Genomic DNA, 14,897 nt, shown 5'->3' with positions numbered 1-14,897 from the left:
GATAGGTTAAAGTAAACACTAATTTTGTATTTGATATGCCTAAAATATTAAAATACTACAAGCATTTTATTTCGGTCAAAGTGCGTTTTTCTGATCTGGATGTTGTTGGTCATTTAAATAATGCTAAATATCAAACATATCTGGAAGAAGCCCGGATTGCCTACTTCCATGATGTTTTCAGCCAGGATAAAACCAAACTTAATTTTAATACGGTTGTTTCGAGAATTTCCATTGATTTTATTAAACCAATAGAATATGGAGATGATATAACTATTTACACACGGGTATTGAATTTTAATACGCGTAGTGTTGATGTACATAACCTGTTTGTACGAAGAGAAAAAGATAAAAAAGAAATTGTTGCTACAGCTCAAACTTTAATGGCTGCATTTGATTTTCACACCAAACAACCAACAACATTTCCTGAAGAATATTTCGTGATAGTAAGGTCATTTGAGGAAACAGGAGAAATTTCTTCACCAGGAAATTTAATATAAACCGATGTTGAAGGTCTTTTTCCTTCCTGTTACTGAAAACTATATGGCTAACTGGAAGGCTTATATGGAAACCCTTCCGCATACATTTCAACATGACATTTTACGCCTGAAAAACCCACTCACCCGAATTCAGAAAACTTACGCTAAAGTGCTGCTCCAAAAAGTTTTAATTGGTTTAGGGCATACGGAAACTATATTGAATGAGATGGAAATTGGCGAAAACGGAAAACCCGTTATTCCTTCCTTTCCCGGAGATTTCAATATTTCGCATTCTGAAAATTTAATTGCCCTGATTGTATCTGACAAGCCGGGTGTGGGTATTGATATTGAAAAAATAAGGATTGTTAATCCAACCGGGTTTAAACATTTCTTTTCAAATGAAGAGTGGCAAACAATCATTCATTCAAATGAAAACGAAAACACCTTGCTCCGGCTATGGACTATTAAAGAAGCCATATTAAAAGCCAGATCAACAGGTTTTTCGGATGGCGTTGAAAATCTTCATATCAATTACTCCGACAACACGGCCAGCTTTACATCAGATCACAACACGTATTATTGGAATTATATAGATACCATTTCAGCATACATCGTTTGTTATGCTACCTGTCAAAAAGATGTAATACCGGAAATAACTGTCGTAAATAATCTGTAAGGGCCACAAAATTAAACCTGCTCAATAAATTCTTTATCATAAAAACAGCCGTTGAAATTAATTGCCGAAAGCTATAAGTGAAAAAAGGCAAACAAACTCATCATGATCGCATTAATTAGTTAGGGATTTAAGGATGTTTTTCCGGTAGTAATAACAGGCTCCTTTCATTATTTCTTCTGCAACCCTAACCACTTTTCTGTTTTCAGGTTTCTCCAAATCTGTTCCCTTAACCCAACCATTGAACGCCCCCATGGATGGTCCGCACCATATTTGATAATCCAGCTCCCTTCCTTTTTCTCCGCTATTTGCCCAGCGGGATGACAAACCCAAATACCATCGGAATATCAGCGCCATTTTAATCTTCGGGTCTGCCTCGGCAGCATGTAATAAGTTTATATCTCTTTCCCTGAAAAAATCTTTAGTATCGCCCCATACTTCTTCCAGTGAACGTCTGAATATCTGCTTCTCAATCTTTTCTTTTTCTGCTGCCGGTATAGCGTCAATTAAGTTATACGACCTGTATAATTCATACAACTTTTGTGCTCTTCCCGGAAACATGGTTCCTCTTTTTAAAACCTGCAGTTTAACGCCCATTTCAAACATATCTGCTGCAGGAGCCATTATTACATCTGTCATTTCTGCCTGTGCCAATAATTTTCTTACAATATCTGAAGCCCCTGACTCTATGCATGCCTGATTTACAGATCCTGTTACTATAAATGAAGCTCCCATTGAAAATGCGGAATAAGCAGCAGTTGGCGTACCTATTCCTCCGGCTGCGCCAACATGTATTTTATAATTGTAACCATATTGCCCGGTAATTTCATCGCGAAGCGCAATGATGGCAGGCAGTATACAAACCAGCGGACGGTTATCTGTATGTCCGCCTGAATCTGCCTCCACAGTGATGTCATCCGCAACAGAGATGCCTGCCGCCAGTTGTGCCTGCAAGGGTGTAATTTTTTTTTCTTCAACCAGTTTATCCAGTATTGAAGCAGTTGGTGGCTGCATAAACTTTCTGGCAACTTCCAACCTTGATACTTTGGCTATTACTTTGTTTTCAGATTTCACCATTCCATTCTCTTCCGATAATCCGGCGGCCTTATACCAAACGATATATGGTGTTAAATCCATATAAGCAGACGCTTCAACCACCTTTATCTTATGTTTTAAAAACAGCTCTACTCCGTTTTTTTCCAGGGCTTCTTCACTGGGGCTATGTATCAGATTACAGGCAAAAGTTTTATTTCCAAGCGCTGATTTGATATTTATTATTGCCGCTTCCAGCCGCGAAGGGATAAGACCTGCAGCCCCAAATGAGCTTAATATATTGTTTTTACCCAACTCAATTACCATTCTTTCAGAGGCTATACCGTTAGCCATAGCGCCGGTCATGTAAGCGTATTTAACATGATAGCGCTCCCTGAATGTTTTGTCGCCTATATTTTCAGGGCTTACTGAAGGAAGTATTCCGCAATAGTTTAATTGAGGCCAGTCGGGTGTTATTGCTTCCGATATTTCTTCAAAATGTATTTGATTGTTGCTGTCTGAAAAAACGTGATACGCATGTTTAATATTAGAAAGCGCGTTATGGCACCGCGCGCATGCGGTAGAAACAAGCTCCTTCATTTGTAATAATATTTTAGTGATTCAAATGGTTAGTAAATCGTTATTAATTTTCTTCTGTAATGGCAAATGCCAGATTTTTTATTTCATAGATCCTTATATCTTCTTTCCACAGGCTTCCTTCTGCAATAACGATCGTATGATTGTTGTTTTCTGTTATAGAAGTAATATGAATTTCAAGGCTCATGCATTTATCATCCGGCACAATTTGCCCCCTGTATTTCCACATGGTTTGATGGTTTTCAAGTTGTTTAAAACAGGGCTTGACATATTTATCTCCCAAATTTTCGAGTATAGCAAACGCCTGCATGGCTTGTATCATGGCTTCAACACCCAAAGAGCCGGGCATTACGGGGTCCTGGTAAAAGTGGCAATTGTAAAACCAGTCGGCCGGATCTATTTCTTTAAAACCATATATATAACCTTTGCCGTGTTTTCCACCATTTTTTACCCACGATAATGTATCGAGGAAATTCAATTGTGGTTTATTTAAGCGGAAATGTTTTTTGCCGTTCTGTATGCTGAACAATTGCAATCCGGTTTCCGAAGCTAAATCAATATGCCGGATGTCTGACGTTTTTGGCGCTGTGTGAAACCATGCCGGTATTGTTGAACCCTGGTCGAGCCCAACCTGGTTTACCAGGCTTGATTTCGGAAAAAAGCCGAAGGCAGCAGTACCTTTATAAAACACCTTACCATCGCACATCATTTCGAAGATGAACTTTTGTATAATGTTGCCTTCATAGGCTGTATGGCTGGTAAGCACGGCTTTACTGGTAATGGTTTTGCCCCGTACATCTATATTTTCGCTCAATGTACCTTCGCCATCCAGATTTCTGAAGAATACATCCTGATCGGGATAAATAAATATACTTCCCAGGCAGGTGGTTAGCGCACCGCATGGCTGTAAAGCTATTTCCATTAAAATGGAATAGGGTATTACAGGAGCATTGTTTTCGTTACTATACCACGGGCTTATTGGAACATCATATTCGCAAACTATCGAAGGTTTGTTTTTGAATTGATGGCGCTGGCCGTTAAACGATAGTATTCTTGAGATAAACTGTAAATCGGTATTTGGCTGACGCGAAAGTATTCTGTTTTCAAAGGGTACGAATTCGCTATCGAACGCTTTCACTACGGAGCCTAAAGCATAGTTGACAACCTGTTCTTCGTTCAACAGCGGAGTTGCCCGGTTGTGGTTTTTCACTGTAATAAGATGCGAATTATTTTTTTCTTTTAACCGCAATCCAAGGTTTTCGAAATGAACGGCAACAAGTCCGTCTTCGGTCAATATTTCCACATCTGATATAACGCGCGGTTCAGGAATTAAGCTTATTTCCTTAATCTCCATACGGTACGTTAGTTTGGTGTTTTGGGGTGTTACCTGTTTTCTGCACCGTACTTTTTGTGGTAACCCTTCTATTGGCTGAAAACGGGCATCTTTAACCAGTCCGTGCATGCCCAGGTACAACATAAAAAATTGCAACAGCTGCCCCCCACCCTCTGCCTGCAATGAACCAGCGAGTACTTCATCGCCTTTAAAGTGACAGGGAAAATACCAATCGTTTGGATGAAGGTCTTTTTCGGCGGTTATTAATCCTAAGCCCCAGGCGCCACCCTCCCGATCAACTTCCGTTACCCTGTCGAACATTAATAAATGTTCTGATGGAAGACGTAAGGAAGCGTTTCTCCACTGATGGTGATATGATTTACCAAAGCATAGATCGGGTCTGCCATTTACAAGGTGCAGCAAATCGGGTCTGGTGAAAGCCGTTTTTGAGGTGGTTTTTATTGGAGCAAATCTTCTTTTTTTAATATTGCTGCGCAACTCCAGTTCCTTTTTGGATTTAACAACGCCTTGTCCCTGTTGCAGCTCTTCGTCACTAAAAAATCCGGCACAGCCATTGGTCATTGTCAAAACCATTTTTTCGCCTACATAACAGTTGTAGCTGAAAAAGAATAACAGGCTATTGCCATTTCTTACAAATGAATTGATAGAGATGTCGTACCTCAGGGTATCCCCTTCCTTAGGCAGCTCGTCTAAAAAAGTAAGCGTGCAGTCGAGCAGTCTGTAAACCCTTTCGCCTTTGTTTTCAAAATCAATACCCAGAAAGCTTATCAGCATTAAGTCGCATTGACCCGATTCAACCGAAACAGCCCAGGGAACCTGGCCATCTACTGAATACCATGCATTATAAGGAATGTCATATTCCGTGGTCATGTCAGCAGGTTTGAATTCGCCGGTTTTTGCACGCAGTTTGGTTACCCTGCTCACCAGTAAATAAGGTGGCAATGGTAAACGCACTTTTCTTTTAAAAGAGTCAATTATTTTATACTGCTCTCCAAATACTTTGGCTATGCTTCCGCCCGCAAACTCCAGCAAATCTTTTTCATTCCAGATAGCGCCTTCGCTGTTCTTTTTATGTACAGGTAATTTTCCGGCAAAAGCGTCTTCAAAAGAATAAATTTCAGCAGGCACTTTGGGATTGTTTTGTATTTTAACTCCGTTTATGGTTGAAGGTGTTCCATGGTTTGTTTTCGACGCCGGGGAAAAACAATCAGCAAAACGAACGCCTCCGTTTACGATTTTTCTCAGTGAAGCTGCTTTGTTTGCAGGAGCGTTGTTTTCATTGAATGAAACAGGCGTCTTTCCGGCCGAAACGGAGATGAGCCCTGTAGCTCCGGAATGCCTGTTTAATGAAGCAATAATTACCTGATCCTTTGCATTTGCGGGATGCGTGTTGAGCCGTAGCAAAGCTTTTGCAAAACTGGCGGCAACAGAAGCAGCGTACGTATACCCTACATTGGGCGTTACACTTCCTGATTGTAAAGGTTTCAGTTCTTTTACAGCATGCTGCACAAAATCATTGTTATATACCGAGCTGCCTGCAAATTCGAGGTACGAAATATTCTTAAAGCGATTGCTTAATAAAGGCGTTTTGTTTTCATCTATTAAAACGTCGTTCAGGTATGCAAATACTTTTTTATCGGGCGATTCAACCGTATTTTCATTTTGCAATACAAAAGCTGCGGCGCCTTCTCCAACTGGGTAGTTGGTAGATTCAAATTTATTACGCAACAAAACATGTTCATATCCTCCGGCAAGGTCAACCGCTCCAACAACCACGCCGTCGCAGGTACCGGCTTCTATCATCAGTTTGGCTATATCCAGCACTTTGGTAAATGAATCTTCTCCGCACGAAACAGTAAATGCCGGCCCGGTAAAATCCCATAAGGCTGAAACGCGGCTGGCCATAAGATTTCCGATGATCCCTGTATTAATACTAACCGAAGGTTCTTCGGCAATAACATCATTGATAAAATCTTTAATATTTTTTTCAACGTTCGCCAACTGCTGACCGGAAACATTTTTGTTTTCGGGTGCTTCGCCTAATTGCCAGCCCAGGTCCAGGCGGGCCGTATATTTATGCAAAGCCTGTTCGGGCTGCATAGCAATAATAACACCTATGTTAGCGCCTTGCTGCAGGCCTGCCTGCTGTATAGCTTTGTCGGCCGTTTTTAATATTAAAAGTTGCTGTGCAACCATTTTAGATGCTTCGCGGGGAGGTATTTTATAACGCAATATGTCAAAATCAAAAGCATCTATATAATTTCCTTCGGGAGCTTCTTTTACATTAAATCGCTGCAAAATGCTTTTCCTTTCTTCAATGCCATACCAGCGGCCTTGCGGCAGTTGACGTTTTACAATTTTATTGGTTGTAATTACTTCGTTCAATTGATGCAACGATGTAATTTCTCCCAAACAAACCTCCATACCTGTAATGGCAATACGACCCACCGGTTGTGGGTTCGGAAAAATCTCAACATCCTTTGCTGTTGATGGAGTGCCAAGGATCAGATGAGCATTGGCGCCTCCAAATCCAAAAGCGTTGACGGCTGCCAGTTGCAGCTTTTCTTTTGGCCAACCCATATTCCTAATTACTATTTTTTCTTTTAAAGCCACCGGGTTTTCAATTCCAATAGTAGCAGGAATTGTTTTATTGTTTAAGCTGTTGATCACTTTCACCAGGCCCGCTATGCCGGAAGCCATAAGCAAATGCCCGGTATTTGATTTAACCGCGCCCAGATAGGGAACGGTTGCTTCGCCAAAAAATTCTTTAATAGATTCTATCTCGGTTACATCACCAACAGCAGTACCTGTTGCATGGCATTCGATGTAGGCTATATCTTTTGGAGAAATACTTACGTGGCTGTAAGCTCTTTCAAAACATGCTACCTGCCCTTTTATATTGGGACTTAACAGGAACTTTCCTTTGCCGTCGTTAGATAGCCCTATGTTATATATTACCGATAATATTTCATCGCCGTCTTTGAGGGCATCTTCGTAGCGTTTTAAGAGCAATACCCCTGCTCCTTCACCCGGAGTCAATCCCGCAGAGCTTTTATCAAAAGGCTTTGATCTTTCACGATGAGAAGGAAATGCCTGAAAAAAGGAAAACCCCAGGCTTATAAACAGCGGGTCGGAACAGGTTACGGCTCCGGCGAGCATCATATCGGCTTTACCAGTGTTGAGATAATTGGATGCAATTTCAATGGCGTGTAACGAAGATGAACAGGCTGCATCCAGTGCAAAATGCCTTCCTCCCAGCCCTAAAGCCTTTGAGGCAAGGGCAGAAAGATTTTCTCCCGAAAAGGTGTTGTAAAAACTCCACAACTCAGGTTCATTCATGCGCGGTAAAGAAAAATTGTCGACATGGTAAATGCTTTTTATAGCGTCTTCTGCAATATCGGTATACAACTCATTTAATATAGAACGTGATGTTCTGGTAGGCAGGGGAAAACTCCCTATGATCAAACCACATTTTTCGAGCAGCGATTTGTTCCAATAACCGGCTTTTTCCAGCACATCGCGGCTCGTGTGAAGCAGCCACTGATATGTTTCATCAAGATTTGTTAATTCATCTTTGTCAACTTTATAGCCTTCGGGATTAAATGTAAAATCTCTTAAAAACGCTCCGTTTAAGCAATAGCTTTTATCAATTGTATTTTTTTCGGGATGATAAAAATAACCGGCGTCTTTTCTAAACTCTTTTTCGGTAGGCTTTGAAGTAAGACTTTGATTGTTTAAAATACATTGCCAGAATTCTTCTGCATTCTTGTTTTCGGGAAACAGAGCAGAAAGACCAACGATTGCTATTTTCCCTTTCATAAAGCCACTGTATTTTTTTTGTTAGCGAATAACTCGTTCAGTTCTTTGCTTAAAACTATTTCGGCCCCCATCATGTTGGTACAGGTATTCCCATCTTTATCGCAGGTATAAATATCCGCGCTCATCATTACATCGCTGGCGCTGCGCAGTTTAAACAGTACAAAGTATTCGGTATTAAATTGCAATGGTTTAAAAAACTCGCCTTTAACCAATTTAACAGGTAAGCTGGCCGAGCCAAAAAGATGTTTTGCCCATACCACCAGCCCCTGGAATTTTACATCCATTACAAAGCCATTGTAATCCGATACAGGGAACTGTCCCTGCACCTGCACACTAACAGGCTTTATAAGGCATTTTACAATGAGTTCATTATTGTCTATTTTCAAAACTTCTGTAATACCCTTATAGGATGGTCCGTGAAACAAAGTGCCGTCTTCATATAAAACTTCGCCTTTAATGACCCCTGCCTTTTTAATAAATCTTTCAACAGGAATAACGGGTGATGGCTTTAAATGCCTGCAAAGCAACACACGGGTTTTATAGTGCATTAGCTTTTTTCCCGTTTTGGTTTGACTAAATAATATCCCTTCAATCAATACTTCGTTGTTGTTCTTTTTTAATTCAGTTAATTCAAGAACAAAGTTTTCGCTGATTTTTTTGTCAAACACAATTCCTTTCAGCACCCGTGCATCTTCAATAGCGGCAATTTTTAATCCGGGATACAATTGTCTGCTACTGTCTATGATCATACCAACCGCATTAACGGCAGGCAATACGGCGTTCCCGGCTATAACATGGTCGTTAAGGAAAGGATTGTCTTCTAATTTTAATTTTCTTTCAATCGTGTATTTTTTGAGGTTGGGCTTTATAGGTACCGGCGGTAATGGAAGCGCGCTTCCGATAATAACCTGCGCATTTCCGGAATAAACACTACTTAACTCCGAAACAAAAAGCTGTGCGCCGTAATCGGGCGGAATAGTAAAAACATTCTTTTCTTCGAACATCTTTTTCAACCCGGGGCTTACCATTCCCGCATCCCACGGCCCCCAGTTATACGAAACTGTTTTACACTGCCTGTAACATTTAGCAATGTATAATGCCAGTTTGTTCAATATTTCGTTCGACAGGGCATAATCGGCCTGTCCCTGATTTCCATAAAATCCCGCAACAGAAGAGAACAATAACAGGAATTTCAACTTTTCGGGAGGTAATACTTCCAGTACCGAAAGCAGGCCTCCTACCTTTATGGAAAATACCTGTTCAAAATCCTGTTCCGATTTTTGTTCAATGAGTTTATCGGCCAGCACGCCTGCACCATGAATGACACCCGTTATTTCGCCCATTTTCAATCGGGTTTCCTGTACTATTTGCTCCAATTGTTTTTTATCACGCACGTCGGCCTGAAAATAAATTGCTTCAGCACCATTTGCTTTTAATTCAGCAAGCGTTTGTTCTATTTCCCGCTTCGAAATTATCTGCTTCAACATTTTCTGCACTTCGGCCGGCACTGGTTTTTGGCCCTCATGCTGAAACTGTTCGGCAATTTTCTTTTTAAGCTCTTTTTCATCGGTTACTCCGTTTGCCCAGGCTGGTTCAGGGTGGTTTATCGATGACCGGCCCAATAATATAAATTTAGGCTTACAATATTGAGCCAGCTTATTGATGCAGGTACTTGTTATGCCTTTTCCTCCTCCTGTAACCAGAAATACGTCGTTTGAAGTAACCGTTACATGATTCAGCGAATCGGCATCAGTCGCCATCTCTTCTGCAACAATGGTGTTTCTGGTGTTTTTGGTAAGCGCTACCTCTTTTATTTCCCTATTGGGATCGAGCAATTCATCTATAATTAATGAAGCAGCAAGTTGTGTATCCAGGCCCGGCTGTATGTCTATACTCCTGCAGAAAACATCCGGCCACTCCAAACCAATCGTTTTTACCAGGCCGGCGTTACCTCCCTGTATCAGTGATAGGTTAGCATTGTTTTTAAACCCCAGATATCCGTCAATTTGCGATACCGAAATAAAGAAAGGCCTCGACTCAATAGCCTGTTGTTTGTTTAACGAAAGCTTAAAATGTTTGGCTATAAAAAACGCCGCTTTTACATACACATGGTCGTTTATTATTGCATTGAGTGCAGCCGGATCATGGTTTTCAGAAGTGCAGATAACACCTGTAACAGCGCCATACATTTTCGCCATTTCGTCAAAAGCCTGTTTTATGGCCTCATCAGAAACGCTGCTTAATGATACATGGGTAACTTTTTTGAATTTTATATCAGGTGATTTTTTCCCAATGCCTTCGGGCAAATGAAGCAATACAACATTTACAGGCAGGTTTAAAAGGTTATCAACCAGGTCAGTCAACAGCTTTGATCCGTTATCTGTTATAACAACCGTATCGTTTTTATTCCACTCAATTACCAGTTTATCAGGTTTTGGAAGAAATTTTAAGCGGGGCTCAAAACGTTTAATGGTATTATGGATTGAAATTGTTTTATCGGGTGCTGATTTTTTTACCTCCTGACTTACGGCGTTTTCCCCTACTGTTCCGTTTACCTTTGCACCGAGGTAATCTACAATTTGTTCCAGTGTTTTTAGCACCGCCATTTCCTTAGGATTGGCACCTTTAATAGTTGGGAAGGCTTCCTGCATGGCGCCGAAAATCTCTACGCGTTTTATGGAATCAATACCTAAGTCGGCTTCCATATCCATGCCTAGTTCGAGCATCTCCGTTGGATAACCTGTTTTATCACTAACAATTTGTAACAGCGATTGTACAAGCGTAGTTATATCAGTTCCGGGTGAAGCAGTTGTGGCTTGTATCGCTGATGCCGTAGCCGGAGTTGCGGCGGAGGTTGTACCAGTTTTTGCTCCCAGGTAATCTACTATTTGTTCCAGCGTTTTTAACACGGCCATTTCCTTAGGATTGGCTCCCTTTATAGTTGGGAAGGCTTCCTGCATGGCGCCGAAAATCTCTACGCGTTTTATGGAATCAATACCTAAGTCGGCTTCCATATCCATGCCGGGCTCAAGCATCTCCGTTGGATAGCCTGTTTTATCGCTGACAATTTGTAATAGCGATTGTACAAGCGTAGTTATATCAGTTCCGGGTGAAGCAGTTGTAGCTTGTGTCGCTGATGCCGTAGCCGCAGTTGCGACAGAAGTTGTACCGGTTTTTGCTCCCAGGTAATCTACAATTTGCTCCAGCGTTTTTAGCACGGCCATTTCCTTAGGATTGGCTCCTGTGATGGTTGGGAAAGCCTCCTGCATGGCGCCGAATATCTCTACACGCTTTATGGAATCAATGCCTAAGTCGGCTTCCATATCCATGCCGGGTTCAAGCATCTCCGTTGGATAACCTGTTTTATCACTAACAATTTGCAGAAGGGTATTTACAAGTTCGTGCGATGTCGCTGCTATTTTTGTAGTGAGATTGTTTTCCGGAGTAGCCTTTACCGGTGAAGGTGGCGGGGTTACAGGCATCATTCTAATTTCCAAATGCTCCGGAGTAAACAGTTTTGGGTTACGCTCTGTATGATTATTAGTTATTGCTTGTCCCGAATGTAACGACTCAAGCAGTTTTACCTGCTCTGCCATCAATTGAGAAATAGATTTAAACCCTTCTAATTGTTTCCCGAAAATATCGCTGTAAAATGCATTAGCTGCTGTCTCTGGCCGCACATTTTCCAGTGCAGTACCACCCGTACTTACAGCTGTAGTTTGTACCGGTTGTTTACTGTTTGCTGTTTCCGGCGTGTGTTTTGTTTCTGCAGCGGCCTTTAATTTTTTTACTTTTTCAAGGCCTTCATTATAATATTTAATGGTTGCCTCGCTTTGATAATTAGCGCCGTTTAACACAACATTTAGCTTGTCGGCAACGATATTTTTTTGCGCCGGTATTTTAAATACATCCGGATCACCAACAGGCAGGCCTGCTATTTTCATTTTAATAAGCGCATCCTTAAACTGGTATTCGCTGCCTTTCTCTTCCGATGGATTTATTGCAATGGCAATGAATTCCCTGCCGTTCAATATTTTCTTTACAAGATTGGTTAGTATCCCTTTTGGTCCAAATTCAACAAATATCCTTGCATTATCATTGTATAGCTGTTCTATTTCATCTTTAAACAAAACAGGTTTAAGAATGTGTGATGATAAAGTTGCTTTAATGGCCTCAACGGTTTCGGGGTATTTAGCAGCGCTCGTGTTGCTGTATACAGCAATTTCGGGCAATTTGAATTTGGTTTTGGCAATTACTTCAGCAAACGGCCCTGCTGCATGTTCAACATATGAAGTGTGAAAAGCAGCTGAAACAGGGAGTTTAACTGCCGAAATTCCCAAACGCTGAAATTCGGCCAATGCTGTTTCTATTTCTTTTGTATCTCCTGCAAGTACAATTTGATTTTCGGAATTAATGTTGGCAACAAACAATTTTTTTAAGTTGGCAATAATTTCCTTTACGCGTTCCAGCTCTGCACCAACGGCCAACATAGCGCCACGCTCCTCCCCTGTATCAGCACCCATACAACGGCCTCTTGCTGCGGCCAGTAAAAGATAATCTTCTTCCGTTAAGGCTCCGGAAGCCCAAAGGGCCGTGAGCTCACCAAAACTGTGGCCTGCCACCATATCGGGCGAAAAGCCTGATTGCTTAAGCAATTTGTAATATGCCATGCTTATTGCTCCTATGGCCGGCTGTGCATATTGAGTTTGTGTGAGTTCGTGTTTCTGTTGAGCTTTGGTTTGTTCGTTAAATGCCGGTATCGGATAAACGATTTTAGAAAGTGCTTTTCCCCCGCTTTTATCAAATAATTCATCCAGCTTACCCAATACTTCCCTGAAAGGAGGGAAAAGACAAGCCATATCATTTGACATATTTACATACTGGGCGCCCTGTCCGGAAAAAAGCGCAGTGATTTTTCCTCCTTTTACCAAATCGTTTTCGGAATAATAAAATCCTTTGGGATGTTCAAAAGCAGGTGTTGCCGTAGTGCTGATATATTGTATTGCTGCAGATAGTTTGGCAATTGCTTCCTGAACATCCGCTGCAACAAAACCCAGTTTGGGTTGATTACCTTTTACTATAATTTTTAAAGCATTGTCCGAAATATCGGCCAATATTTCTTTTGCGTTGGGCGCATCCAGCTGCTGAAGCACCTGATCGGCTTTATGTATTAATTCGTTTTTTGAATCAGCCGTTAATACCACTGCATAAGAAGAGGTATAAGAACGATATGGCTTAGTATGTTCAGGTTGGTATTCCTCTAACGTAACGTGAAAATTAGTGCCTCCAAAACCAAATGCGCTTACCGAAGCTCTTCGTGGTGCATGTACAGGTTTTATCCAGGGGCGCGTAGAAGCATTGATATAAAATGGCGTATTCTCGATATCAAACTTACGGTTAGGCACGGTTACATTGATAGTACCGGGCAATATCTTATTGTATAAAGCCAGAGAAGCTTTTATAAATCCTGCGGTTCCTGCTGTTGATTTTGTATGCCCTATTTGTGATTTAACGCTACCGAGTGCAATACTTTGTTTTTCGGCTGATTGGTTTGCCATCTCTATTTTCAGCGAATCAAACTCCGAAGGATCGCCGGTAGGCGTTCCGGTTCCGTGACATTCAATCAATCCTACGGTATTCATTGAATAACCAGCCTGTTCGTAAGTACGCTTTAAAGCCAGCGATTGCCCTGATGATTGGGGGGCGTAAATACTTTTATTTTTTCCATCGCTGGAGCTTCCTATACCTTTTATTACAGAATAGATTTTATCTCCATCACGCTCGGCATCTGAAAGACGCTTTAATACTACTAATCCTATGCCCTCTCCGATTACGATTCCATCCGATTCATCATCAAATGGTTTTATCTGGTTCTTTTCTGAGAAAGCCGGTGTTTTGCTGAATGAAAGATACATTACCGGTGAAGCATCGGCGTCAACGCCGCCTGAAATAATCATATCCACATGGCCCAGTTGCAATTCCATAACGGCCATTTTAATGGCAGAAAGAGATGTAGCGCAAGCTGCATCAACAACACAGTTGGTGCCTCCCAAATCAAAACGGTTGGTAATTCTGCCAGCTATAACATTACCAAGCAGGCCCGGGAATGAGCTTTCTTCCCATTTTGGAAATGCCGATTTAATATGATCAATTACTACTGTCAGATCCTTTTCAGGAATTCCATAAGATCTCAGGGTTTTTTCCCAAATGGGGTATTGCAATCTTGAAACAAGCGAACCCAGTAGCTTTTGTCCACCTCCAACACCTAAAACAACTCCGGTGCGCTCGCGCACTTCTTTATTAAACTTTTCATTTTGCCAATAGCCTGCATCTTCCAACGCTGCCCTGGCCGCCACTAACGACAATAGTTGTGCTGAGTCGGTAAGCTCCAGGATATTTGGAGGCAGCCCGAATTCCATAGGGTTGAAATTTATTTCGGGAATAAATCCGCCAACTTTACTATAGCTCTTGTCGGGATCGGAAGGATCGGGAGAGTAATAATCGCTGATCTTCCAACGATTTTCGGGAACTTCCGTAATACAGTTAATTTCTTCAACAATGTTTTGCCAGTATTCGTCAAGATTTGTTGCTTTTGCAAACAAGGAAGACATGCCTACTACTGCAATGTCTTTTTCGATCCCAACTGATTTATTCATTTTGTATTGGTTTTAATGGTTCTACTGATTGATGATTAGTACTGGCAAATGTTTTCTTAACCGGTATGCAGGTTGCCATGCGCTGCCGGTAACAATGACGTTTAAGACGCCAATGCTTTACTTAGAAAAATCTTCGTTAATTGATTTTTTTATTCTTGTTTTCGATAGCTATAAAACACTGTTATGTATTGTTTTCATGCCGGTTCCCGGCATGTCAAATGCATATGCGAAAAATGCGAGGGCAACAGTGTAATCAACAACCAGGAATGGCTGTATTTGTACGGTTATAG

5 protein-coding genes are annotated in these 14,897 nt (G+C 41.3%); 2 read left to right on the top strand and 3 right to left on the bottom strand.

Annotation, left to right across the window (positions count from 1 at the left end; genetic code table 11):
- The first annotated feature begins 35 nt into the window (after positions 1-35).
- Together AC59IL_RS34395 and AC59IL_RS34390 are read left to right on the top strand one after the other, a co-directional pair.
- A complete protein-coding gene (locus AC59IL_RS34395) occupies positions 36-497 on the top strand; it encodes an acyl-CoA thioesterase (RefSeq protein WP_496556799.1) in 462 nt (153 codons plus the stop codon).
- Positions 498-501: 4 nt separating this feature from the next.
- Positions 502-1,152 carry a 4'-phosphopantetheinyl transferase family protein gene (locus AC59IL_RS34390; RefSeq protein ID WP_496556798.1) on the top strand — a complete coding sequence of 217 codons (651 nt, stop codon included), beginning with the start codon at positions 502-504 and terminating at the stop codon, positions 1,150-1,152.
- Positions 1,153-1,263: 111 nt separating this feature from the next.
- On the opposite strand, the gene AC59IL_RS34385 is transcribed toward AC59IL_RS34390, so the two are convergent.
- Genes AC59IL_RS34385 through AC59IL_RS34375 form a run of 3 tightly spaced genes read right to left on the bottom strand, consistent with a single transcriptional unit; the run spans position 1,264 to position 14,607 of the window.
- Positions 1,264-2,781: a PfaD family polyunsaturated fatty acid/polyketide biosynthesis protein gene (locus AC59IL_RS34385; protein ID WP_496556797.1), complete on the bottom strand. Its 1,518-nt coding sequence runs from the start codon at positions 2,779-2,781 to the stop codon at positions 1,264-1,266.
- A gap of 43 nt (positions 2,782-2,824) precedes the next feature.
- Entirely contained in the window at positions 2,825-7,951 is a 5,127-nt protein-coding gene (locus AC59IL_RS34380; protein ID WP_496556796.1) for a beta-ketoacyl synthase N-terminal-like domain-containing protein, read from the bottom strand.
- Complete coding sequence (locus tag AC59IL_RS34375; protein WP_496556795.1) at positions 7,948-14,607, bottom strand: SDR family NAD(P)-dependent oxidoreductase; 6,660 nt, start codon at positions 14,605-14,607, stop codon at positions 7,948-7,950. The genes AC59IL_RS34380 and AC59IL_RS34375 overlap by 4 nt, the downstream gene beginning before the upstream one ends.
- Positions 14,608-14,897 lie beyond the last annotated feature (290 nt).

It is taken from the genome of Niastella sp. sgz303648 (genome assembly GCF_059587045.1).
Note: the sequence above shows the minus strand (reverse complement) of the source record. Positions and strands in the feature narration are given on the sequence as shown.